Source organism: Achromobacter sp. JD417 (assembly GCF_041879325.1).
GTDB lineage: Bacteria > Pseudomonadota > Gammaproteobacteria > Burkholderiales > Burkholderiaceae_B > Achromobacter > Achromobacter mucicolens.
Genome location: NZ_CP087159.1, coordinates 1914456 through 1935880, shown reverse-complemented (window position 1 = coordinate 1935880; position 21425 = coordinate 1914456). Strand labels below are relative to the sequence as shown.

Annotated in this window: 19 protein-coding genes; 3 read left to right on the top strand and 16 right to left on the bottom strand. The window is 65.8% G+C overall.

Annotated features, from left to right (window positions below; genetic code table 11):
* From LN047_RS08885 to panD, 6 genes are all read right to left on the bottom strand, one after another.
* Positions 1–1626: a hypothetical protein gene (locus LN047_RS08885; RefSeq protein WP_373981530.1), complete on the bottom strand. Its 1626-nt coding sequence runs from the start codon at positions 1624–1626 to the stop codon at positions 1–3.
* Entirely contained in the window at positions 1623–2534 is a 912-nt protein-coding gene (locus LN047_RS08880; RefSeq protein WP_373981529.1) for a TcpQ domain-containing protein, read from the bottom strand. The genes LN047_RS08885 and LN047_RS08880 overlap by 4 nt, the downstream gene beginning before the upstream one ends.
* A 185-nt stretch (positions 2535–2719) precedes the next feature.
* Positions 2720–4060, bottom strand: a complete 1341-nt coding sequence (locus LN047_RS08875) for an extracellular solute-binding protein (RefSeq protein ID WP_152383912.1) — start codon at positions 4058–4060, stop codon at positions 2720–2722.
* 4 nt (positions 4061–4064) lie between these two features.
* Entirely contained in the window at positions 4065–5321 is a 1257-nt protein-coding gene (locus LN047_RS08870; protein WP_280148640.1) for a D-amino acid dehydrogenase, read from the bottom strand.
* 127 nt (positions 5322–5448) lie between these two features.
* Positions 5449–6495: a CDP-6-deoxy-delta-3,4-glucoseen reductase gene (locus LN047_RS08865; RefSeq protein WP_056315645.1), complete on the bottom strand. Its 1047-nt coding sequence runs from the start codon at positions 6493–6495 to the stop codon at positions 5449–5451.
* A 69-nt stretch (positions 6496–6564) separates the two neighbouring features.
* Positions 6565–6933: an aspartate 1-decarboxylase gene (gene panD / locus LN047_RS08860; protein WP_050446262.1), complete on the bottom strand. Its 369-nt coding sequence runs from the start codon at positions 6931–6933 to the stop codon at positions 6565–6567.
* 207 nt (positions 6934–7140) lie between these two features.
* On the opposite strand from panD, the gene sugE reads away from it, so the two are divergent.
* Positions 7141–7458: a quaternary ammonium compound efflux SMR transporter SugE gene (sugE, locus tag LN047_RS08855; RefSeq protein WP_056315644.1), complete on the top strand. Its 318-nt coding sequence runs from the start codon at positions 7141–7143 to the stop codon at positions 7456–7458.
* Positions 7459–7523: 65 nt separating this feature from the next.
* On the opposite strand, the gene LN047_RS08850 is transcribed toward sugE, so the two are convergent.
* The 6 genes from LN047_RS08850 to LN047_RS08825 all read right to left on the bottom strand — a co-directional run bounded on the left by LN047_RS08850 (position 7524) and on the right by LN047_RS08825 (position 12391).
* Positions 7524–8396, bottom strand: coding sequence for an MOSC domain-containing protein (locus LN047_RS08850; RefSeq protein ID WP_373981528.1), 873 nt, complete (start codon positions 8394–8396; stop codon positions 7524–7526).
* Positions 8397–8518: 122 nt separating this feature from the next.
* The gene (thpD, locus tag LN047_RS08845; protein ID WP_373981527.1) at positions 8519–9445 is read right to left on the bottom strand and encodes an ectoine hydroxylase; all 927 of its coding nucleotides are present in this window, start codon (positions 9443–9445) and stop codon (positions 8519–8521) included.
* 14 nt (positions 9446–9459) lie between these two features.
* Entirely contained in the window at positions 9460–9858 is a 399-nt protein-coding gene (locus LN047_RS08840) for an ectoine synthase (RefSeq protein ID WP_008165124.1), read from the bottom strand.
* Positions 9855–11162, bottom strand: a complete 1308-nt coding sequence (gene ectB, locus LN047_RS08835; protein WP_128827927.1) for a diaminobutyrate--2-oxoglutarate transaminase — start codon at positions 11160–11162, stop codon at positions 9855–9857. The genes LN047_RS08840 and ectB overlap by 4 nt, the downstream gene beginning before the upstream one ends.
* Positions 11163–11285: 123 nt before the next feature.
* On the bottom strand, positions 11286–11846 hold the full coding sequence (ectA, locus tag LN047_RS08830) for a diaminobutyrate acetyltransferase (protein ID WP_056315633.1): 561 nt from the start codon (positions 11844–11846) through the stop codon (positions 11286–11288).
* On the bottom strand, positions 11843–12391 hold the full coding sequence (locus LN047_RS08825) for a MarR family winged helix-turn-helix transcriptional regulator (protein WP_062842049.1): 549 nt from the start codon (positions 12389–12391) through the stop codon (positions 11843–11845). Before LN047_RS08825 ends, ectA begins: the two co-directional genes overlap by 4 nt.
* Positions 12392–12666: 275 nt before the next feature.
* Between LN047_RS08825 and LN047_RS08820 the strand changes: the two genes are divergently transcribed.
* Together LN047_RS08820 and LN047_RS08815 are read left to right on the top strand one after the other, a co-directional pair.
* Positions 12667–13629, top strand: a complete 963-nt coding sequence (locus tag LN047_RS08820; RefSeq protein ID WP_373981526.1) for a MurR/RpiR family transcriptional regulator — start codon at positions 12667–12669, stop codon at positions 13627–13629.
* 17 nt (positions 13630–13646) lie between these two features.
* Complete coding sequence (locus LN047_RS08815; protein WP_373981525.1) at positions 13647–14987, top strand: aspartate aminotransferase family protein; 1341 nt, start codon at positions 13647–13649, stop codon at positions 14985–14987.
* 49 nt (positions 14988–15036) lie between these two features.
* Here the strand turns inward: LN047_RS08815 and LN047_RS08810 are convergent, their stop codons facing one another.
* From LN047_RS08810 to parE, 4 genes are all read right to left on the bottom strand, one after another.
* Positions 15037–16239: a DUF418 domain-containing protein gene (locus tag LN047_RS08810; protein WP_373981524.1), complete on the bottom strand. Its 1203-nt coding sequence runs from the start codon at positions 16237–16239 to the stop codon at positions 15037–15039.
* A 79-nt stretch (positions 16240–16318) separates the two neighbouring features.
* Positions 16319–18649, bottom strand: coding sequence for a DNA topoisomerase IV subunit A (gene parC, locus LN047_RS08805; RefSeq protein ID WP_062842053.1), 2331 nt, complete (start codon positions 18647–18649; stop codon positions 16319–16321).
* Positions 18650–18694: 45 nt separating this feature from the next.
* The gene (locus tag LN047_RS08800) at positions 18695–19294 is read right to left on the bottom strand and encodes a YcxB family protein (protein ID WP_062842054.1); all 600 of its coding nucleotides are present in this window, start codon (positions 19292–19294) and stop codon (positions 18695–18697) included.
* On the bottom strand, positions 19294–21255 hold the full coding sequence (gene parE, locus LN047_RS08795) for a DNA topoisomerase IV subunit B (RefSeq protein ID WP_062842055.1): 1962 nt from the start codon (positions 21253–21255) through the stop codon (positions 19294–19296). The genes LN047_RS08800 and parE overlap by 1 nt, the downstream gene beginning before the upstream one ends.
* Between the last annotated feature and the right edge of the window lie 170 nt (positions 21256–21425).

The following is a 21425-nucleotide window of genomic DNA, read 5'->3' as shown; positions in this document are numbered from 1 at the left end:
TCAATACCCTTCCTCGACCTGGGCTGTCACCAGGATGAGGGTGGTATGGCGTTCGGTGGCCGCGCTGTCCAGACCGCCGGCCACGAGCGGCAAGCCGGGCGCCAGCCGTTGGCGATCATGCTGATCCTGCTTGCGGTCAAAGCCGGCCACGATCATGGGTTGCCCTGGGCGCAGTTCGATCTGCTGCACCGTGCCACTGCCATCGATGGTGATCTGCTGCACCTGAACCTGATTGGCGCTTTCACCAAACGTGATCGTCTTCAGGGGCTGCGCGACCGCGTTGTCATACGCGATCGAAAGCAGGATCTGCCCGTCTTCCTGGATGTCCGGCACCAGCGTAAGGAATGAACCGACGGTTTCTTCCTTTTGGCTGATGGACACCGCAGGCAGCGACCCATTTGCGCCGGTCGACGTCATGCCGGGCATTGCCGTGCTCTGCACGCGATCGATGTACGAGAACGTGGTTCGCACGGCGTGCGAGACCGGCCGGCGGTTCAAGGTGAGAACCGGGATCTTGCTGTGCCGCACGACCGCCCCCATCGTGCTGAGCGCGGAGACGATGGCCTGCGAGCCCTGGAATGGCCCTTGGGCCGAGGCGGCCTGAAGCAGGCCCGCGCCGGTGACGGGCACGCCCGGCATGGCCAGTCGTGCCGTTGCGCCCGCGGCCGCATACAGCGCGTTCCAGTCCAGGCCGCCGGCGGCCTCGGAGCTGGCAATCAGGGTGATCTCCTCGAAAAGAAGGCGGACGCGGCGGGTCAGCGCCTTGTTTTCGCGCTCGAGGTAGCGCGCGACCCGGTCCAGCGCGTCGGGCGTATCGGTAACCACCAGTGCGGCCGCGCCTTCCACGGGCTCTGCGATCACGCCGGATCGCGTGAGGAATGGCAGGATGTTTGCGCGCAGGATGGCCAGCGCGTTGTGCTCGCCTGCGGAGAGCGTGGTGTTGGATGTGCTTTCGAAGCCCTCGCCTTCCGCGCTGCCGGATCGGCCGAGCCGCACGTCGACCTTGCTGGCCAACGTCAGCGCGCGCAGGTCGAAGACACGCGTTTCGGTGCGGTAGAACTCGAGCGCGTTGTGTTCGTAACGCCAGTGCACCGAGAAGCGTGCGGCCAGCGCATCGAGCAGATCGGCGAGCGGTTGCGGATCCGCGCGCACTTCAATGCGCGCGGGCGCGGCCAAGGCTACTGAGCCGCTGACGGCCAGACGCGGCAGGAAATGGTCTTGGGCAAGCAGCGCGTCCGGACGCACGCGCACCGCGATGCCGGTAGCGGCGGTCAGACGCTGTGCCAGCGTGGGCAGGTCCGCGTCGTCAGCCAGCATGAGCGTGGTTTTCACGTTCTCGCGCAATGCAGGCGGCAGCACGACCTCGCGCGCAAGCGGTTGCGGCTTGCCCGCAAGCCAGGGCGTGGCGACTTCCTGTGCGGCGATGCGCGCCTGACGATCGGTCAAGCCGTCGGCATAGGCCGCGTGTCGGGAAGCGGCATCCGCATGCTGGGCGCTGGCCGCGCGTCGCATGTCGGTGACCCGTTCAGATACCGAGCATCCGGCGAGGACGCACGAGAGCAACACGCACGCGAGAGCCCTGCATTTGCGCAAACGAGCGGTGCAGACAAACAGGCTGAGGTTCATGCCGCGGCTCCTTTGGGCGTGGCCGCGCGTGAGCACGATTGCGCAAGCGGCACCACACGCAGAACACGGTTGCCGTAGAAACAAGGTTGCAGGGGCCGGTCCGCCAGTTCGGTTGCGCCAAGCAGGCCGCGCACGGCGGTCTTGAAGTCACCGGGAAATTCGGCCGTGGCAGCCAGCGGAATGTCGACGTCAACCGCCCAATGCTGCGGTTGGAAAGTCCAGCCGGCCGAGTCGGCCCAGCGTGCAAGGACGGCGCGCAGCGTGGCGTCGGGCGGTGCCGCGCGGAACGGGGCGGCTTGCGGGGCCACCAGCGCGCCGGCGTTCCCGGCCTCGTGCGCGGTCGGCGGTGCGATGCCGGCGGCTTGGGTATTCAGCATCTGCGGGCCGGCCAGCGCGTGGCCGTCCGATCGCGCGGGCGTGTCAGCCGAAAGCGTGATGGCCGCGCTGGCATCTTGCGACGGACGCTGCGATGGATCGGGTCCTGCCGCCGTAGACAGCGCCAGGCGGGAGGCGGATGCCGGTTCGCGCGCCGGGTTGGCCGCGGCATGCGCGCGCCGCGCCCGCGCGGTCAACCTGCCGCCGCGAAAGGAAAGCCCATTCCATGCGCCAGCAACCACGACGTAGGGGTCGCGCCGTACGTACGGCAAGGGGTGCTCGCCACCGTCGCCCATGCTGAAGATGGCCGGCAACGGTTGGCCCGGCAAGAACTGCAACCAGGTCTCGCGGCCGTCGTCGAAGACCTGCAGCGGTGCAACGGCGGGATCGCCGGACAGTTGCCAATCGAAGCGGAACCCCTGAGAGGACGGGATGCCGGACTGCCAGGAATATCCGCCCGCCGGACCGGGGCCCGACCACGAGCATGCGCCAAGGCAAGACAGCCCGGCCGCCAGGAAAAAGATTCGTACCATGCCTCACCGCGAACGAAGGGCGCATCGGAAGCGACACGCATGAGCGGCATGGTGGCCGAGCGCGGAAGGCGCCGCCAGACTGGCATGTACGTAGGGATGGATTCATCCCCACCTACGGAGCTACGAATTCAGGCGCAAAAAAAGCCCGGTCCGAAGACCGGGCTTTGCTTGCCGCACGGTTGCGATCAGCGCTGCGTGGCGATGGTGCGGGCCTGCGCGGCAGCGTTGTTCAGTGCGGCAACGGGCGGCACCTTGCCGTCGAAGGCGTCGGTGAGCTCCTTGTTCAGCACGGGCTCGATGCGATCGTAGTTGGCCATGCGGAAGCCGCGGCTGTTCTGGACGGGCTTGGCGCTCATCGAGGCGACAACCGCCTGCGCGCCCGGGATCTTGCTGTAGAACGACACGTCGGAAGCGCGGAACGCGGCTTCCGTCAGCGGCAGGTAACCCGTGCGCTGGTGCCATTCGGCTGCGACGACCGGCTTGGACAGCCACGCGAGGAACTGCGCGGTGGCTTTTTCCTGCGCTTGCGGGTGGCCTTCCAGCGCCCACAATGCCGAGCCGCTGACGAAGGGCTTGCCGCCTTCCTTGGTGACTTGCTCGTAGTAGGGCAGCGGCGCGACGCCGAAGTTCAGCGACTTGGTGGCCAGGAATTGGCCAAACGCGCCCGAATTGGCCGTCAGCACGGCGCATTCGCCCTTGGCGAACAGCTTGTCGTTGGCGTTGTCGCCGGAATAGGCAGTGAACAGCAGCGAACGCTTCCAGCTCACCATCAGCGAGATGTGGCGCATGTACAGCGTGTCGAACTGCATGGCGGGGGCAGCGGACTTCTTGGTGACCGCATCCAGGCCATTGTTGTTGCTGGTGAACTGCTGGTTGTTGATGGGCGCCAGGTTTTCAAGGTGGACCGCGACCTGGTCGCTGGACGCGTAGGGGCAGTCGATGTCGGCCACGTCGCGCAGCTTCAGCAGTTCAGCCTGCAACGCGGTCCACGTGCGCGCCGGCTTGTTGGGATCGAGACCGGCCTTCTTGTAGGCGGCGGTGTTGTAGAACATCACGGGCACTTCGGCCATCCAGGGGAAAGCCAGCAGACGGCCCTTGCTGTCGCGCGTGAAATTGCTGGTGGCCGGGATGAACCAGTTCAGGTCCTTGATCGGATACTTGGCCAGCAGTTCGTACAGCGGCAGCACCGCCTTGTGCTGAGCCACGATTTCGGGTGAATGGTTATCGGACAGTTGCAGCAGGTTCGGGCCCTTCTTGGCCTTTACCGCGGACACGGCCTCTTGTTCCAGGGCGGACGGCGAGGCGAAGCCGCGCAGCGTCACTTTGACGTCGTCCTGTTCCTTGTTGTATTGCTTGGCGAGCTTTTCGAACTCGGCCTTGTTTGCGTCTGTCAGGGTGTGCCAGACCTGGATCTCGACGGGTGCGGCATTTGCCACGCCGGCCATCGCCATCGCGGCGCCAAACACCCATGCGCGCCGGCTGGCGAACATCGCGCGGGCAACGCCCGCCAATTGCAGTTTCTTCATAGGTTCACAGACCAAGAAAAGGGAATTCCGGTTCTGGCCGCCGTCCACTGATCAGATCGGCCAATGCCCGGCCCGAGCCAACACCCATCGTCCAGCCAAGCGTACCGTGTCCTGTATTGATATACAAATTCGGAATGCGGCTGCGGCCAATGATGGGTACGTTCGAGGGGGTGGACGGGCGCAAGCCCGACCAATAGCTGACGCGCCCGAAATCGAGCGCGTCGGGAAAGAGTTCTTTGGCGAGGCGGGTCAAGGCCTCGCAACGGCCGGTATTCAGACTGCGGGAATAGCCGGACAGTTCCGCCGTGCCCGCCATGCGCAGCCGATCGCCCAAGCGCGAGAAGACGATCTTGTGGCTGCTGTCGGTCAGGCTGACGGTGGGGGTCGCACCCGGATTCAGCACCGGGAAGGTAGCCGAATAGCCCTTTGCCGGATACACGTTGCACGGGATTCCGAGGGGACGCAGCATCGCGGGGCTGAAGCTACCCATGGCGACGACATAGGTGTCGGCCGAGAGCGTGGCATACCGGCCATCGGGCTGGATGATTTCGATGCCCGTGACCGCGCCGCCCTGAGTCAGGAGCCGGGTCGCGCGCGTGTTGTATTGGAATTCGACGCCCGCGCGCGCGCAGTGTTCAGCCAGCGCGACGGTAAAGAGGTGTACGTCCCCGCTTTCGTCTTCGGGGGTGTAATCGCCGCCCACGATGGTGGCGCGATGCGGCGCCAGCGCGGGCTCGATGGCGATGACTTCGTCGGCGGTCACGACACGGCGTTCGACGCCGAAGTCGCGCATCAGGCCGGCGGCGCGCTGCGAGTTTTCGAATTCGTGGGGATCGCGGTAGAAATTCAGGATGCCGCGCTCGAGGTGGTCGTACTGGATGCCGAGTTCGGCGCGCATCCCGCGCAGCGTGGCGCGGCTGTATTCGGCCATGCGAACCATCGCCCGGATGTTGGGAGCGAGCCGGCTGGGAAGGCATTCGCGCAGGAAAGCCAGCCCCCACATCCATTGCCGCCAGTCGAGTTGCGGGCGGAACAGCAGCGGCGCGTCGTCGCGGAACATCCACCTGAGCAGCTTCATCGGCGCCTGGGGATTGGCCCAGGGTTCGGCGTAGGACACGGAAATCTGCGCGCCATTGGCAAGGCTGGTTTCCTGTGCGGGACCGGTGCAGCGGTCAATGACCACGACGTCATGACCCGCCTGGCTGAGCCACCAGGCGCTGGAGATGCCGATAATGCCGCTACCCAATACCGCTACTTTCATGCCTGCATCGCTCCTTGCATGCCGTTTGCGTGCGCGGACCCGATGTCCGCGCACCCCCGGCAGGCCGCTGCCAAAGCAGTTTACCTTGCCGTTTTGCAGCCGCCTAAGTAATAAAAAAACATATTACTTACGACCCGGCCTTCGCCAGATCGGCCTCGGACGTGAATGCGTCCGCGTAGAACTCTTCGGGTGGCAGGCCGTTCTGCGCGCTGAACTCACGGCGCGCGGCATCGACCATCAGCGGGGTGCCGCAGGCATAGACCTGATGCCCGGACAGGTCCGCAATGTCTTGCATCACGGCTTCGTGGACAAAGCCGGTGCGGCCGGTCCAGTTGTCTTCCTGCAGCGAGTTGGACACCACCGGGACGTAGCGCAAGTTCGGCAGCTGGGCCGACCAGGATTGCGCCAGCGCGTCCATGTAAAGGTCTTGCGGACGGCGGCCGCCCCAGTACAGCGCGACGGGCCGGGTGATGTTCTTGTGGATCATGTGTTCGACGATCGCCTTGACCGGCGCAAAGCCCGTGCCGCTGGCCAGCAGCACGATGGGCTTGTCGCTGTCTTCGCGCAGGAAGAACGATCCGAAGGGCCCTTCCAGGCGCAGGATCTCGCGTTCCTTCATCTGCGTGTCGCCGGCGCCGAAGACGTGATCGGTGAAGAGCCCGCCCGGCATGTGCCGGATGTGCAGCTCCAGCGGGCTGCCGGTGTGCGGCGCGCCGGCCATCGAATAGCTGCGGCGGCGGCCGTCCTTCAGAATGATTTCGACGTACTGCCCGGCGTAGTAGCGGAACTGCTCGGAGGCCGGCAGTTGCAGCTTCAGGACCGTGACGTCCGGCGCCACGCGCTCCATGGTCTGGACACGCGACGGCAGCTTGCGGATCTGGATGTCGCTGGCCAGCCGGACTTCGGTGGACTCGACCACGAGGTCGGACTCGGGGCGGGCCTGGCAGAACAGCGTGTAGCCGTCGGCCAGTTCCTCGGGCGACAGGATCTGCGCGGGGTACTGGCCGGCGTCGAACTCCCCGGAAACCACTTTGCCCTTGCAGGTGGAGCACGCGCCGTTGCGACAGCTGTAAGGCAGGACGATGCCCGCCGCCAATGCGGCGTCGAGCACGGTCTGGCCGGGCTCGACCGGGAATTGATGCTTGCTGGGTTGAATGATGACCTGGAAGCTCATGATGAAACGGTTCAGAGGCGACGGAGCGCTATCCGGGTATGCCGGAAAGGCGCCCCGCCCGGCCCGGCGTCATGCCGGGAACTTGCGGATTTCCTTGACGCGGTTGGCGTCGTCAACCAGCACCACCTGGGGCTTGTGCGTGGCTGAATCTTCTTCGGACATGGGGCCGTACGTGCAGATGATCAGCAGGTCGCCCACCTGCGCCCGGCGCGCTGCCGCGCCGTTCAGCGAGATGGCGCCGCTGCCGCGCGCAGCCTTGATGATGTAGGTGTCGAAGCGTTCGCCATTCGTCACGTTGTAGAGTTCGATGCGTTCGAACTCGCGCATGCCGGCAGCGTCGAGGAGGTCTTCGTCGATGCCGCAAGACCCTTCGTAGTGAAGGTCGGCTTCGGTGACCGTGACGCGGTGCAGCTTTGCCCGCAGCATGATGCGTTGCATAAAAAATTCCTGGTTCCGCGGCCCGGACCGCGAAGCGTTGCATGGTTGATGCCCGGCATCCGGATTTGCCGTCGAAAGCCGGTATTCTATAATTTTTGCCGCAACGGGACGGCCCGTTGCTGCGCACAGTCAAACGGTTGGCGCGTTTTCCGGGGACGACCCCATTTATGCCGGCGGCTTGCCGGCAGCGTAACTTGGGAGTCGTGAGTGACCTGGATCATCCTGGTATTGGCCGGCCTGTTCGAAATCGTCTGGGCCGTCGGCCTGAAATACACGCACGGATTCACCCGGCTGTGGCCGTCCGTTGGCACCGTGGCCGGCATGCTGGCCAGTTTCTGGCTGTTGGCCTTGGCCATGAAAACCCTGCCGCTGGGCACCGCCTACGCCGTGTGGGTAGGGATCGGCACGATCGGCGCCTTCGTGGCAGGCATCGTGCTGTTCGGGGAATCGGCCAACTGGCTGCGCATTGCCAGCGTCGCGTTGATCGTGCTGGGTCTGGTTGGCCTGAAGCTGTCCACGCCATAAGGCTAAGGCCGCTCAAGGCATAAGGCCTGACCCAAGCCAAAGCCCAGGCCCATCGGGGCGGCGCGTCAGAAATCCAGTTCGATCTCGACCGCGTCGCCCACCTTCAGCCGCGCGCCCGCCGGCGCATCCAGAATGGCGTTCTGGCCGAACACCACCCCGATGTCCAGATTGCGGTAACCCGCCAACGTGCGGCCCGGCTCCTCGTACTGCCTGGCCGTGCGCTGGTCGATGTCGGGAATCGAGCAACGCGTGCACGGCTTGACGAACGCCATGCGCACGCCCGCCGCCGTGATCATGGCGGTGTGGTCTTCCTCGAAGGCTTCCCATTCGCCTTCGACCACGATGTTGGGACGGAAGCGGTCCATCGGCACCGGATCCGCCCCCTTGGCCTTCAGACGCCTATTCAGGTCGTCCAGCGACGCCTGGTTGGCGATCAGCAGCGGAAACCCGTCGGCAAATCCGAAGCAGTGCTCGCCGACGAAAGCGTCGGCCAGGTCGGGGTGTGCATCAACCCAGCGTGACACCCAATCGGGCTTGGCGTCGCGGCGGGCCGCGGCGTCCACCTTGAGCAGGCCGCACGGGGTCTGCAGAAACTGGGATAGCCACTGGGCGGCGGCCTCGCTTTCGCGCCGGGCGGTGGTGGTGTCGCTCCAGACACCAACCGAGAGCGCCTCGCCATGCAGCCCCGACCCGTCCAGCGGAACGTCCAGGTCCGCCATGCCGGGCGCCGACAGCCGCAGCGCGTGCTCGGTGAGCGCCGTGCGGATGAGCGCCATGGCTGGCCATTGCCGCTGCGTCATGAACTGGCCCGCCGCGTCCACCACCATCCAGCGCCGGTCATTGGCCAGCCCCGCCCGGTCGATGGGCGATTCGGTCAGGTCGATGCCCGCGCAGGATTTGACGGGATAGATATGCAGGCTGAGGATACGGGCGGACATCGCGGCGATGGCTCAACGGGTGACGGATGCCGCAGAGAATACAAGAAATGCGGCACGCCGGGCCGCCCGAAAGAGACAAAAAAAGCCCGGGACAAGCCCGGGCCAGATCAGGTGGCGGTTGCTCAGCCGCCCACCAGCTTCAAGGTGTCAAGCGGGGTCACCGCCTTGAACCCCTTGCGCGTCGCGATGTGCTCGGGACGCGGGGTCAGCCCGTACTTGGGCGGATTCAGGGTGTTCTCCATGCTGTTGTAGACCATGAAGACGTTGGACCGCGGCCACGGCGAAATGTTGCTGTTCGAGCCGTGCATGGTGTTGCAGTCGAAGAACACCACCGAGCCGGCCTTCGCCGTCATCGTGCGGATGCCGCCCTGCTCCACCAGCAGCTGCAGGCTGACGGGATCAGGCACCCCGTACTCCTGCTTCTTCAAGGACTGCTTGTAATGCTCATTCGGCGTCTCACCGACGCACGAAATGAACTGGCGATGCGAGCCGGGCACCAACATCAGCGGGCCGTTGCACTCGTTGTTGTCGGTCAGCAGCACCGAGCAGCTGAGCGCGCGCATCGACGGCATGCCGTCCTCGACGTGCCAGGTCTCGAAGTCGGAGTGCCAGTAGAACTCCTTGCCCTTGAAGCCCGGCTTCATGTTGGCGCGCGACTGGTGAATGTAGACCTCGGAACCGAGAATCTGGCGCGCCACGTTGACCAGGCGCGGATCCCGCACCAGGCGGGCCAGCATGGAATTGAGCACGTGCACCATGAAGATGGAACGCACGGCGTTGCTGCCCCGCTCAGTGATGGCCTCTTCGCGGCGCACGATGGACGGGTCGCGCGTCATGCGCTCGACCTCGGCCGACAGTGCACGCACTTCGGCCTCCGAGAACAGGTCTTCCAACAGCAGGAAACCGTCTCGGTCGTACTGGCCCACCTGCTCGGTGGTCAGCGCGCTGGCGTACTTGCCGTCTTCATAGACGACGGGGTCCTGGCGGGAAATGATGGCGGAACTGCGATCCGTACGGGAGGCGTACGGATCCTGCGCGGGTGAGATCATGCGTACCTCCTTGTTCAGGCCGCGACCGCATCGGGTAGCGCGTAGACACCTTCCTTGTCGTGCACTTCCTGGCCGGTCAGCGGCGGGTTGAAGACGCAGATGACGCGCAGCGGCTCCTTGCCGCCGCACAGCCAGTGCTCGTCGTGTTCGTTCAGGGCGTAGACCACGCCGGGGCCCAGGTCGTACTTCTTGCCGTCGGCAATGGTCTCGATCGAACCGTCGCCCTCGATGCACCAGACGGCCTCGAGGTGGTTCTTGTAGTGAATGTGCGTGCGGCCGCCCGGAAAAATGGTGGTCTCATGGAACGAGAATCCCATGCCATCCTTCTTCAGCAGCACGCGGCGGCTGACCCAGGTGTCGGTACGGACTTCGTCGGCGGTGCCGATCACATCTTTGACATTACGTACGATCATTGACGTTTTCCTCCAAATTTCAGGATGCGGGCGGACTGCCCCTCATCGGCCAGCGCTTCTGCCACGCTGGCCTCGATCAGATCCAGGCCCTTGGCCAGCAGCTCTTCCTCGATCGTCAGCGCGGGCAGCAGCTTGAGCACTTCATCGTGCGCGCCCGACGTTTCGATCACGACGCCCTTCTTGAAGGCGCATTGGGCGATGCGGTTGGACAGCGCCGGATTGCCGTTGGAAACCAGACCCTGGATCAGGCCACGGCCGCGAGCCGACAGGCCGGCGTTGGGGTAGCTGTGCACCAGGTTTTCCAGCCAGTCGCCCACCAGGCGTTCCTTGCGCTGGATGTCAGCGGTGAACGCGGCGTTGGTCCAGTAGGTTTCAAGCGCCTGGGTCGCGGTGACGAACGCGAGGTTGTTGCCGCGGAAGGTGCCGCTGTGGGCGCCGGGCTTCCAGATATCCAGCTCGGGCTTCATCAGCACCAGCGACATCGGCAGGCCGAAACCGGATAGCGACTTGGACAGCGTGATGATGTCCGGACGGATGCCGGCGGTCTCGAAGCTGAAGAACGTGCCGGTACGGCCGCAGCCGACCTGGATGTCGTCCACGATCAGCAGCATGTCGTGGCGCTTGCACAGCTTTTCCAGTTCCTTGAGCCAGCGCAGCGTGGCCACGTTGACGCCGCCCTCGCCCTGCACCGTTTCCACGATGACGGCGGCCGGCTTGTCCATGCCGCTGCTCGGATCTTCCAGCATGCGTTCCATGTAGGCCATGGTGTCCACGTCCGGACCGAAGTATCCGTCGTAGGGCATGAACGTCGTGTTGCCCAGCGCGTAGCCGGCCGCGTCACGGAACTTCATGTTGGCGGTGGCGGCAAGCGAGCCGCCGCTCACGCCGTGAAAACCGTGCGTGAACGAGATCACGTTGGGACGGCCCTTGACCTGGCGCGCGATCTTCAGCGCGGCTTCGACGGCGTTGGTGCCGGTCGGGCCGGTGAATTGCAGCGTGTATTGCCAGTTGCGCGGCTTGAGCAGCACGCGATCCACCGTCTCCAGGAAACGCTTCTTCGCGCTGGTGGCCATGTCCAGGCCGTGGACGACACCGTCCGCCTGCACATACTCCAGCAGCTTTTCCTTGAGAACAGGATTGTTGTGGCCGTAGTTCAGCGTGCCTGCGCCGCTGAAGAAGTCGATGTATTCGGCGCCATCCTCATCGATGAGCGTCGAGCCCCGGGCCTGATTGAATATCACGGGAAACGACCGGATGTAGCCCCGCACCTCAGACTCCATACGGTCAAAGATCTTCAAGTCCATGATTAATCCTCCCTTTTCATCTCATAAATTGACGGACGGCCTGATCCACCCGGGTGCGGCAAGCGCACCCGGACAGCAGAATCGTCCCGGTAAACCGATAAGACCGTCAGGCCTGTACCACCCCTACGGGGATGGCAAGGCGAACGGGCCTATCCTCAAGAGCATCTCGTCGTCGTGATCCGCGCCGCCGAACAATTGCCGGTCGAAGAACGGCTGTTCGGAAACGTGGGCGCCCACCTCGGCGGCCAGGCCGGCGAAGGTGCGGCGCGAAGCCTGGTTGTCAGGCCCCACCGTGGTTTCAAGATAGCGGACATGCGCCAGGTTCTTGCGCTGCAAGAGTTCCCTGAGCATGGCGCGGCCAAGACGTTGGCCGCGTGCGCGGGCGTGCACCGCAACCTGCCAGACGAACAGAACGTCGGGGCGGGACGGGTCCACATAGGCGGAAATAAAACCGTTGATACGTCCTCCGGCGCTTTCAGCCAGGACGCAGGTGTCGCGAAAGTGCTCGCACAGGAGCAGGTACGCGTAGAGGGAATTCAGGTCGAGTGGCGGGCACTCGGAAATGAGGCGGTGGATCGCGGCGCCGTCTTTGCGGTCGGGCAGACGCATGGTATGGGTCTGCGCGCTGACCGCCGGCGCCACGGCACTTGAGAGTGTGGGGGTGTCCAGTTCGTTTTTCTTCATGCGACGATTCCCGATTCTGGTGGTGCCCCGCCCGTGGGCACTTCTAGGATGGGCGACGACACGTCTCCATGCGTGTCGACTGCGGCCTGACCTTCCTGTTCCATGAGCGTCACGATGCGCTCCAGGGACAGGGTGATGGTGGCCTGTTCCAATTCCGGCAAGGCATTGAGCGCGTCAGCCAGATGCTTTTGCAGCGGCGACGGCGCGCCTTGCGCCAATTCACGTCCCGCCTCCGTGGCGGTGACAAATACGATGCGGCGGTCTTCACGGCCCCGCTCGCGGCGGATCAGCGCCTTGTCTTCCAGCCGATCCAGGATGCCGACCACCGTGCTGGGGCTGACGTGCATCTCGCGGCTGATCGCCGTGGCCGTCATGGGGCCATTGGCGATCACGGTGCGCAGGCACATCAGCTGCGGGGCAGTGATGTGGCTGACCGCGGACAACTGTCGCGAATGCAGCGCGATCGAACGCGTGATGCGGCGCAGGGCTCGCAAAATGCGCAGGTCGTACTGCTGAGATGTTTCGGATTTCGCGGCGTCAGTCATGGGTTGCGATGGGTTCGGACAAAATCATTTCTACACGAATGATATGCGCCCGATTTATTCGAGTCAAACAAAAACGCCGGCACGATGTAAATAAATGAACGCTGATTTGGCGAGGATGACGGCACTATGACTGGACTTGGCACCCAGCGGAGCCAACGTGGATGCGGCTCAGCGCGGGATCCGGCCCAAGTCTTACCCGGATAAAAAACATATGTTTTGTTCAAGATGTTTTATTTATCATATGTTTTTACGCGAACGAACGACGCTGCCCTCTCATGCCTCTGCCCTCCTCCCTGCTTGCTGCCCTACAGGAAAAGCTGGAACATCTGCCGCCTGAACTGCAGCGGGCGGCGAAGTGGGTAGTGGCCAATCCCGCGCAGGTGGGGCTGTGGTCGATGCGCCGGCAATCGCAGGCGCTGGGCGTGGCGCCCGCCACGATGTTGCGATTGGCCCGTGCGGTGGGCTACGCCAGTTACGAGGATTTCCGCCGGCCGTTCCAGGACGCGCTGGCGGGACGCGACGAGCCGGGAATGCGCGACCGCGCCGCCGCCCTGCAGGCCGCGTCAAGCGCTTCCGCCGAACCCGGTCCTAATACGTTGACCGACGTCCAAGTACAAGCCCTGTCCTCGGTCTGCGCGCTGAATTCGACGCAAGCGTTCGACGCAGCCGTGCAGACCCTGCTGGACGCGCGTCAGGTCGGTTTCCTGGGAACGCGCTCGGCTTTCGGCATCGCGTTTCAGATGCGATATGCCTATCAGCTCGTGCGCCGCAACAGCGTCCTGATTGACGGGCTGGGCGGCGCGCCCGCCGAGCAGGCGGACAACCTGGGCGCGGGCGACGCGCTGATCGTCATCTCGCAGGCGCCCTATCCCACGGCCACCGTCCAGCTGGCGCGCCAAGCGGCCCAGCGCGGCGTGGCGCTGGTGGCGCTGACCGACGATCCGCTCTCGCCGCTTGCGCTGGACGCCCGCCACACCCTGCGGTTTGCCCCGCCCGACCGCGACGGCGTGCGCGCGCAGCCCGCGCGCCAGGGGCCGGGCTCGTTCCTTCACACGACGGCCGGGCTCTTGGGGCTGGCCGAACACCTGATCGCCCGCCTGACGGCCCGCGGCGGCCAAGCCGTGCTGGACAGGCTGGCCGAGGTGGAACAGCGCCTGCGGGCCGACAACGTGTATTGGAATGGCGCACCCGCGCGCCGCCCGGGCCAGGCCTTCGGGCCGGCAACCTCCTCAACCTGACCCAGGAACTTCGCAGCATGAGCCAAACCCACGTCCTGCATCGCTCCCTTCGCCATACGCCTGCCGTCGCCGTGCGCGGCCAGGGCGTCTGGATCCATGACAGCGCCGGCCGCGCGTATCTTGACGGGTCCGGCGGCGCGGCAGTGTCGTGCCTGGGGCACAACCACCCCGACGTCCAGGCCGCGCTGCACGCGCAGGTGGACACGCTGGCCTATGCCCACACCAGCTTCTTTACGACCGAGGTCGCGGAAAAGCTGGCGGCGCGGCTTGTGGCCGACGCCCCGGCAGGCACATCGCATGCCTACTTCGTGTCCGGCGGATCAGAAGCGGTGGAAGCGGCGCTGAAGATGGCGCGCCAGTACTTCGTCGAGATCGGCCAGCCGCAGCGCCGCCACATCATCGCGCGGCGGCAGAGCTATCACGGCAACACGTTGGGCGCGCTGGCGGTCGGGGGCAATGCGTGGCGGCGCGCGCAGTTCGCGCCACTGCTCATCGAGGTCGAACACGTGTCGCCCTGCTATGCCTATCGCGACCAGCACAGCGGCGAAACCGCCGATCAGTACGGCGAACGGCTGGGCGACGAATTGGAAGCGGCCATCCAGCGCCTCGGCCCCGACTCGGTGATGGCATTCGTGGCGGAACCCGTGGTGGGCGCCACGTCCGGCGCAGTGACGGCCGTGCCCGGCTATTTCCGCAGGATCCGCGAGGTCTGCGACCGTCACGGCGTGCTGTTAATCGCCGACGAGGTCATGTGCGGCATGGGGCGGACCGGCACCCTGTACGCCGTCGAACAAGAAGGCGTGACGCCGGATCTCATCACCATTGCCAAGGGCCTGGGCGGCGGCTACCAGCCCATCGGCGCGGTCATGGCGCAGCAGCACATCGTGCAGGCCATGCAGCAAGGCAGCGGCTTTTTCCAGCACGGCCACACTTATCTTGGCCATGCGCTGGCCTGCGCGGCCTCGCTGGCGGTGCAGGACGTGATCCGGCGCGACGGGCTGCTGGAACGGGTGCGCGTGTTGGGCGCTGGCCTGGACGAGCGGCTACGCGCGGCGCTGGGCGACCATCCGCACGTCGGGGACATCCGTGGCCGGGGCCTTTTCATGGGCGTGGAACTGGTCCGGGACCGCGCCACCAAACAGACCTTCGATCCCGATCTGGCGCTGCATGCGCGGATCAAGCGCGAGGCCATGGCGCGGGGGCTGATGGTCTATCCCATGGGCGGCACGATCGATGGCCGCCAGGGCGATCACGTGCTGCTTGCGCCGCCCTTCATCATTTCCGAGGACGAACTGGACCAACTGACCGAACGGCTGACCGGCGCCATCGACGCCGCCATCGCGCAGTCGGGCGACTAGACGCCGGCCGTTGAAGCGGGATCGAAAGACCCGCTTTGCGCAGGTTCGGTCAGCCTGCCGCCGCGCGGCGCCAGGGGGGCCAGGCACCGATCGTGAGCGCGCGCAGGAACCATTCGACGGGTCCGTAGGCGTGGCGCCGCAACCACCATGCGGACAGCGGCAACTGGGCGGCAAAGATGGCCACCGCGGCGAGGAATGCGGCCAGGGGCGGCACGGCGGCATACAGCCGCAAGCCCCAGGCCGTGAAAAGGAATGCGCAGACGACCGACTGCATCAGGTAATTGCTCAGCGCCATCCGTCCCGCCGGCGCCAGCCACGCCCCCAGGCGCTCGCCCGGCCCCGTGCGCAGCGCCAGCAGGAACGCCGCACCGTACGACAGGCTCAAGAGCGGCGCCGTGAAAAGGCCGACGGCCAATCCCGGCAGTTCCCACATCACGCGGGCCTGCGGCAATGCGCTGGTTGCGTAGGCGGCGGCGCCGGCCAGTCCCGGCAAGAGGCCCAGCGCGCAGAGCAGCCCAAGCGCGCGGCGCGAGCGCCACGGGTCCGCCAGCGCATTGCGCCGCCCCAGCGCATAGCCGGCCAGGAACATGGCAAAGACGAAAGGTCCCTGCACGAGCAGCACGGTGAACCAGATGGTTTCCGCGAGCTCTTTGATGTGCTGCGCGATCGTGGTGCCGATGGTGCCGCGATACGCCTCGATGGAGGCCAGCGCCTCGGCCTTGTACAGCGCGGCGTATCCAGCGGGCGCCGGATCCAGGAATGTCAGTGCGCCCAGGATCGCCCACACCGCCGACGCCAGCACGATCAGCCACAGCGCCACGCGCAGCGCACGGCCCGGATCCATGCGCCGGCACAGCAGCAGCGCGAAGCCCAGCAAGGCATAGGTCACCAGGATGTCGCCCTGGTAGAACAGGATGGCGTGCGCAATGCCCAGGATAGCCAGCCCCGCCAGCCTGCGCAGAAAGCGCGGCGTGAAGGCGGCATCGGCCTGCTCGGCCGCGGTCATCTGCAGGGTGAAGCTGTAGCCGAACAGGAAGGAAAACAGCAGGTAGAACTTGGTCTCGAACAACCAGGCGATCAGCCAGCGGACCGTCACGTCGACCGGGCGCGAATAGACCGGATCGGCCACGCCCCCGCCATAGAACGGAAAGGCGAACACGCCGATGTTGACCACAAGGATGCCGAAGAGCGCAAAGCCGCGCAGGGCATCGACGTGGGCAAGCCGCGGCCGGACGGCGTGGCCGCCGGTCATGCCAGCCCCCGGATCGCGTGCCGGCGGCGCAAAAGGCGCGTGCCGCCGGGCCTTTGCTGCGTCAGGCGGCGGGCAGGCCTCAACCCAGCACCGGAGACAGCAACGGCTGCTTGGGCCGCACGTCCAGCGCGCGCCCCTTGCGGGCCCGCTTTCCGACGTAGACCGCCAGGTCCGCACCCGCCAGGATGTCCTCGGTCATCTTGTTGCGGTAGATGCCGGTGGCGCGCAGCCCCAACGTGCCGATCGGCACGGTCTGATCTAGCTTGTCCGCGCCGTCCAGCCCCATCAGGATGGTGCCGCGTCCGCCGCCCGACAGCGACTTCACTTCGTCCAGGCCGAAGACCAGGAACTTGCCCTTTTGCGACAGCAGCGCCAGTTGCTGGGCGCCGGCGAACAACGGCACAGGACGCAGCAATTCGTCGCCCGTCTCAAGGGTGATGAACTGCTTGCCGGCCCGCTGGCGGCTGACCATGTCGGACAGCTTGGCCGCGAACCCGTAGCCGCCGCGCGTTGCCAGCAGCCAGCGGCTGTCGGCCGAGGCCGCGATCGTGTGAACGATGCGCGTGCCCGATTCCAAATCGATCATCGTGGTGACCGGCTGGCCGTCGCCACGCGCCGACGGCAGGCCGGACACCGGCACGGAATAGACCCGGCCGTTGTCGCCAACCGCGATCAGCGTGTCGGTGGTGCGGCACTCGAAGGCGCCGTACAGATCGTCGCCCTGCTTGAAGCCGAATTGCGCGGCGTCATGGCCGTGGCCCTGACGGGCCCGCAGCCAGCCCTTTTGCGAAACGATCACCGTGACAGGCTCGTCCAGCACCTTGGTTTCAAGCACGGCGCGCTCGGCTGTCTCGATCAGGGTGCGGCGCTCGTCGCCATATTGCTTGGCGTCGGCTTCGATTTCCTTGACCAGCAGGCGCTTGAGCGTTGTGGGGTTGTCCAAAAGTTCTTGCAGCGAGACCTGTTCCTTGCGCTTGTCGGCCAGTTCCTGCTCGATCTTGAAGCCTTCCAGGCGGGCCAGCTGGCGCAAACGCATTTCGAGGATGTCCTCGGCTTGCCGTTCGGACAGCTTGAAGCGTTGCATCAACGCGGCGCGGGGCTCGTCGGATTCGCGGATCGTCTGGATGACCTCGTCCACGTTCAGGTAGACGACCATGCGCCCTTCCAGCACGTGGATGCGGTCAATGACCTTGTCCAGGCGGAAGCGCGTGCGGCGCACCACGGTGTTGGTGCGGAACGCCAGCCATTCGACCAGGATGTCGCGCAGGCCCTTCTGGCGCGGACGTCCGTCGGTGCCGATGCACACCAGGTTGACGCTGGCGCTGCCTTCCATGCTGGTCTGCGCCAGCAGCGTGTTGACGAATTCGTCGCGGTCGACCCGCGAGGTCTTGGGCTCGAAGACCAGACGAACGGCGGCGTCCTTGCCGGATTCGTCGCGCACCGCATCCAGCAGGTTCAGCATGACCGCCTTGGCCTGCGTCTGCTCCGGGGTCAGGCTCTTCTTGCCCGTCTTGACCTTGGGGTTGGTGATTTCCTCGATTTCTTCCAGCACCTTCTGGCCCGAGGTGCCCGGCGGCAGCTCGTTGACGACCAGTTGCCACTGGCCCCGCGCCAGTTCCTCGAACTGCCAGCGCGCGCGCACCTTCAGGGACCCGCGGCCCACACTGTAGATCTGCGCGATGTCGGCCGCCGGGGTGATGATCTGGCCGCCGCCCGCGAAGTCCGGGCCGGGGATCATGGCGTACAGTTCTTCGTCGGGCAACTGCGGCTGCTTGATGAGCGCCACGCAGGCCTGCGCGACTTCGCGCAGGTTGTGCGGGGGGATCTCGGTGGCCATGCCCACGGCGATGCCCGAGGCGCCGTTCAGCAGCATCACGGGCAGGCGCGCCGGCAGCATCTGCGGCTCTTGCTGGCTGCCGTCGTAGTTGGGCACGAAATCCACCGTGCCCTCGTCCAGTTCGTCGAGCAGCAGCTTGGCGATCGGCGTGAGGCGCGCTTCCGTGTAACGCATGGCGGCGGCGTTGTCGCCGTCGCGCGAACCAAAGTTGCCCTGGCCATCGATCAGCGGATAGCGCAGCGAAAAGTCCTGCGCCATGCGGACCATCGCGTCGTACGCCGCCTGGTCGCCGTGCGGATGGTACTTACCAAGCACATCGCCCACGACGCGCGCCGATTTGACGGGCTTGGCGCCGGAGCCCAGCCCCATCGCCTGCATGGCGAAAAGGATGCGGCGCTGCACGGGCTTCTGCCCGTCGCCCACGTCGGGCAGCGCGCGGCCGCGCACCACGGACACCGCGTAGTCCAGATAGGCCTGCTCCGCGTAGCGCGCCAGCGTGATGGCGGCGTTGCCATCGCCGTCGCCGCCGGGCGGATTGGAGTCGAACAGGCCGGGTTGATTGGTGTCGGTCATGTTGTATTCAGGTAGACAATTTCATCGAAACGGCGTCAATGCGCCTCAGGCGGACGGGGCCAAAAACTGCGTGTCGGCGACATGCGCGCGCATCTGGGTGCGCACGGCCTGCAACGTGGCGGCGTCCTGCCCGCGCTTGGGGATGATCACGCCTTGCAACGTGCCCAGGATGACGTAGAGGTGCTCAGGGGTTTCCTCGACGCGCCGCACATCGGACCACGCCATGTGCCCGGAGGCGGTGGCAGTGGTGTCCGTGACGCCGTCCGGCCCGAAGTCCAGCTCGTGCCGCCCCAGGTAAAGGGTGTCGGGCTGCTTGGCCAGCATGCGGCGCGTGTTCATCTTCACGAGGCCGGGCAGCACGTATTCGTACGCCAGCGCCAGCAACGCGAGGATGCCCAGGCCCACCGCCAAGCCCTGGAAATACACCGGCAGCAGCGCGCCCCAGTTAGGCCCCTTGCCGTCCCAGGTCTGCCAGATCAGGTAGGCGAGCAAGGCCACGATCATCAGGACGCCGAAGCGCAGATGGGACCGGTAACGGCGGCGGCGCAGTTCCGGCCGTTTGTACACATAGGCGGCGAAATCCGCGTAGTCGTCGGCGGTCAGGTCGACGACCATGCGGGCTTGCCCGGGCACGGTGGCGGTCATCAGATGTCGAGCTCCGCCAGGTTGCCCTTTTCCTCGATCCACGCGCGGCGTTGCGAGGACTCGCCCTTGCCCATCAGCATGTCGAACATGCGGGTGGTGTCATCGGGCGTCTGGTCGCCATAGCCCACCGGCAGCAGGCGGCGCGTGTCCGGATTCATGGTGGTTTCCCACAACTGCTCAGGGTTCATTTCGCCCAGGCCCTTGAACCGGCTGACGGCCCACGCGCCTTCGCGCACGCCTTCCTTGCGCAGCTTGTCCTGCGCGGCCTCGAGCTCGCCTTCGTCAAGACAGTAGATCTTGCGGGCGGGACGCTTGCCCTGCGCCGGCACGTCCAGACGGAACAGCGGCGGCTTGGCGACGTAGACGTTGCCGGCCTCGACGAGCTTGGGAAAGTGGCGGTAGAACAGCGTCAGCAGCAGCACCTGAATGTGCGAGCCGTCGACGTCCGCGTCCGACAGGATGCAGATGCGGCCGTAGCGCAAGCCGGACAGGTCGGGCGTATCGTTGGGACCGTGCGGGTCCACGCCGATGGCGACGGAAATGTCGTGGATCTCGTTGTTGGCAAAGAGGCGGTCGCGGTCGACTTCCCAGGAGTTGAGCACCTTGCCGCGCAGCGGCAGGATGGCCTGGAATTCCTTGTCGCGGCCCATCTTGGCCGAGCCGCCGGCCGAGTCGCCCTCGACCAGGAACACCTCGGTGCGCGTGGCGTCGCTGGACTCGCAGTCAGTCAGTTTGCCGGGCAATACCGCCACGCCAGAGCTCTTGCGCTTTTCGACCTTTTGGGCGGAACGCTGGCGCGCCTGCGCCTGCCGGATGGCCAGTTCGGCCAGCTTCTTGCCGTACTCCACATTGCTGTGCAGCCACAGATCGAGCGCGCTCTTGGAGAACCCGCCCACCAGACGCACGGCGTCGCGGCTGTTCAGGCGTTCCTTGATCTGGCCCTGGAATTGCGGATCGAGCACCTTGGCCGACAGCACGAAGCTGGCGCGGGCAAACACGTCTTCGGGCAGCAGCTTCACGCCCTTGGGCAGCAGGCTGTGCAGTTCGGCAAACCCCTTCACGGCGCCGAACAGGCCTTCGCGCAGGCCGGACTCGTGCGTTCCGCCGGCCGGCGTGGGAATGAGGTTGACGTAGGACTCGCGTACCGCGTTGCCGTCCTCAGTCCAGGCCACGACCCATTGGGCGCCCTCGCCCTCGGCGAAGTTTTCGTGGTCGGCGCCGGCGTATTGCGCGCCTTCGAAGAACGGCACCATCAGCTCGGCGCCCGCCAGGGCCTCGGCCAGGTAGCCGCGCAGGCCGTCCTGGTACTGCCAGGTCTTGGTGTCCCCGGTTTTCTCGTTGACGAGCGTGACCTTCACGCCCGGCAGCAGCACGGCCTTGCTGCGCAAGAGGTGGGTAAGCTCGCCCAGCGGAATGTTGGGGCTGTCGAAATATTTGGCGTCCGGCCAGACGCGCACGCGGGTGCCGGACTTCTTGCGGCCGCCCTGGTCGTAAGGCGCCAGGGGCTCGGCGACATCGCCGCCCTTGAACACCAGGCGGTTCACGGCGTTGTCGCGCCAGACGACGACTTCCAGGCGGGTGGCCAGCGCATTGGTGACGGACACGCCGACGCCGTGCAGGCCGCCGGAGAAGGCGTACGCGCCGCCGCCGGCCTTGTCGAATTTGCCGCCCGCGTGCAGGCGCGTGAACACGAGTTCGACGACGGGCGCGTTTTCTTCGGGATGCAGGCCGACGGGAATGCCGCGGCCGTCGTCTTCGACGGACACGCTGCCATCGGCGTGCAGCGTGACCTGGATCTGTTTGCCGTAGCCGGCCAAGGCCTCGTCTGCGGCGTTATCTATGACCTCCTGCACGACGTGCAGGGGGTTTTCGGTGCGGGTGTACATGCCCGGGCGCTGCCGCACGGGTTCCAGCCCCTTCAGGACGCGGATGGACGCCTCGTTGTAACGTGGAGTGGCCAAGTTATCCCCAACATCTGTGGAAAAAAACCGACATTTTACGGACAAGCCTAGATTCTGCGCGGCTCCGGGTGGGATGCGCACGACCTGACCAGGTCCGATTTCGGTAGGATGATGACAGTCACAACCGCCGTTCCGGACTTTGACCGCCCGGATCGCGACAGCTGCGCCGC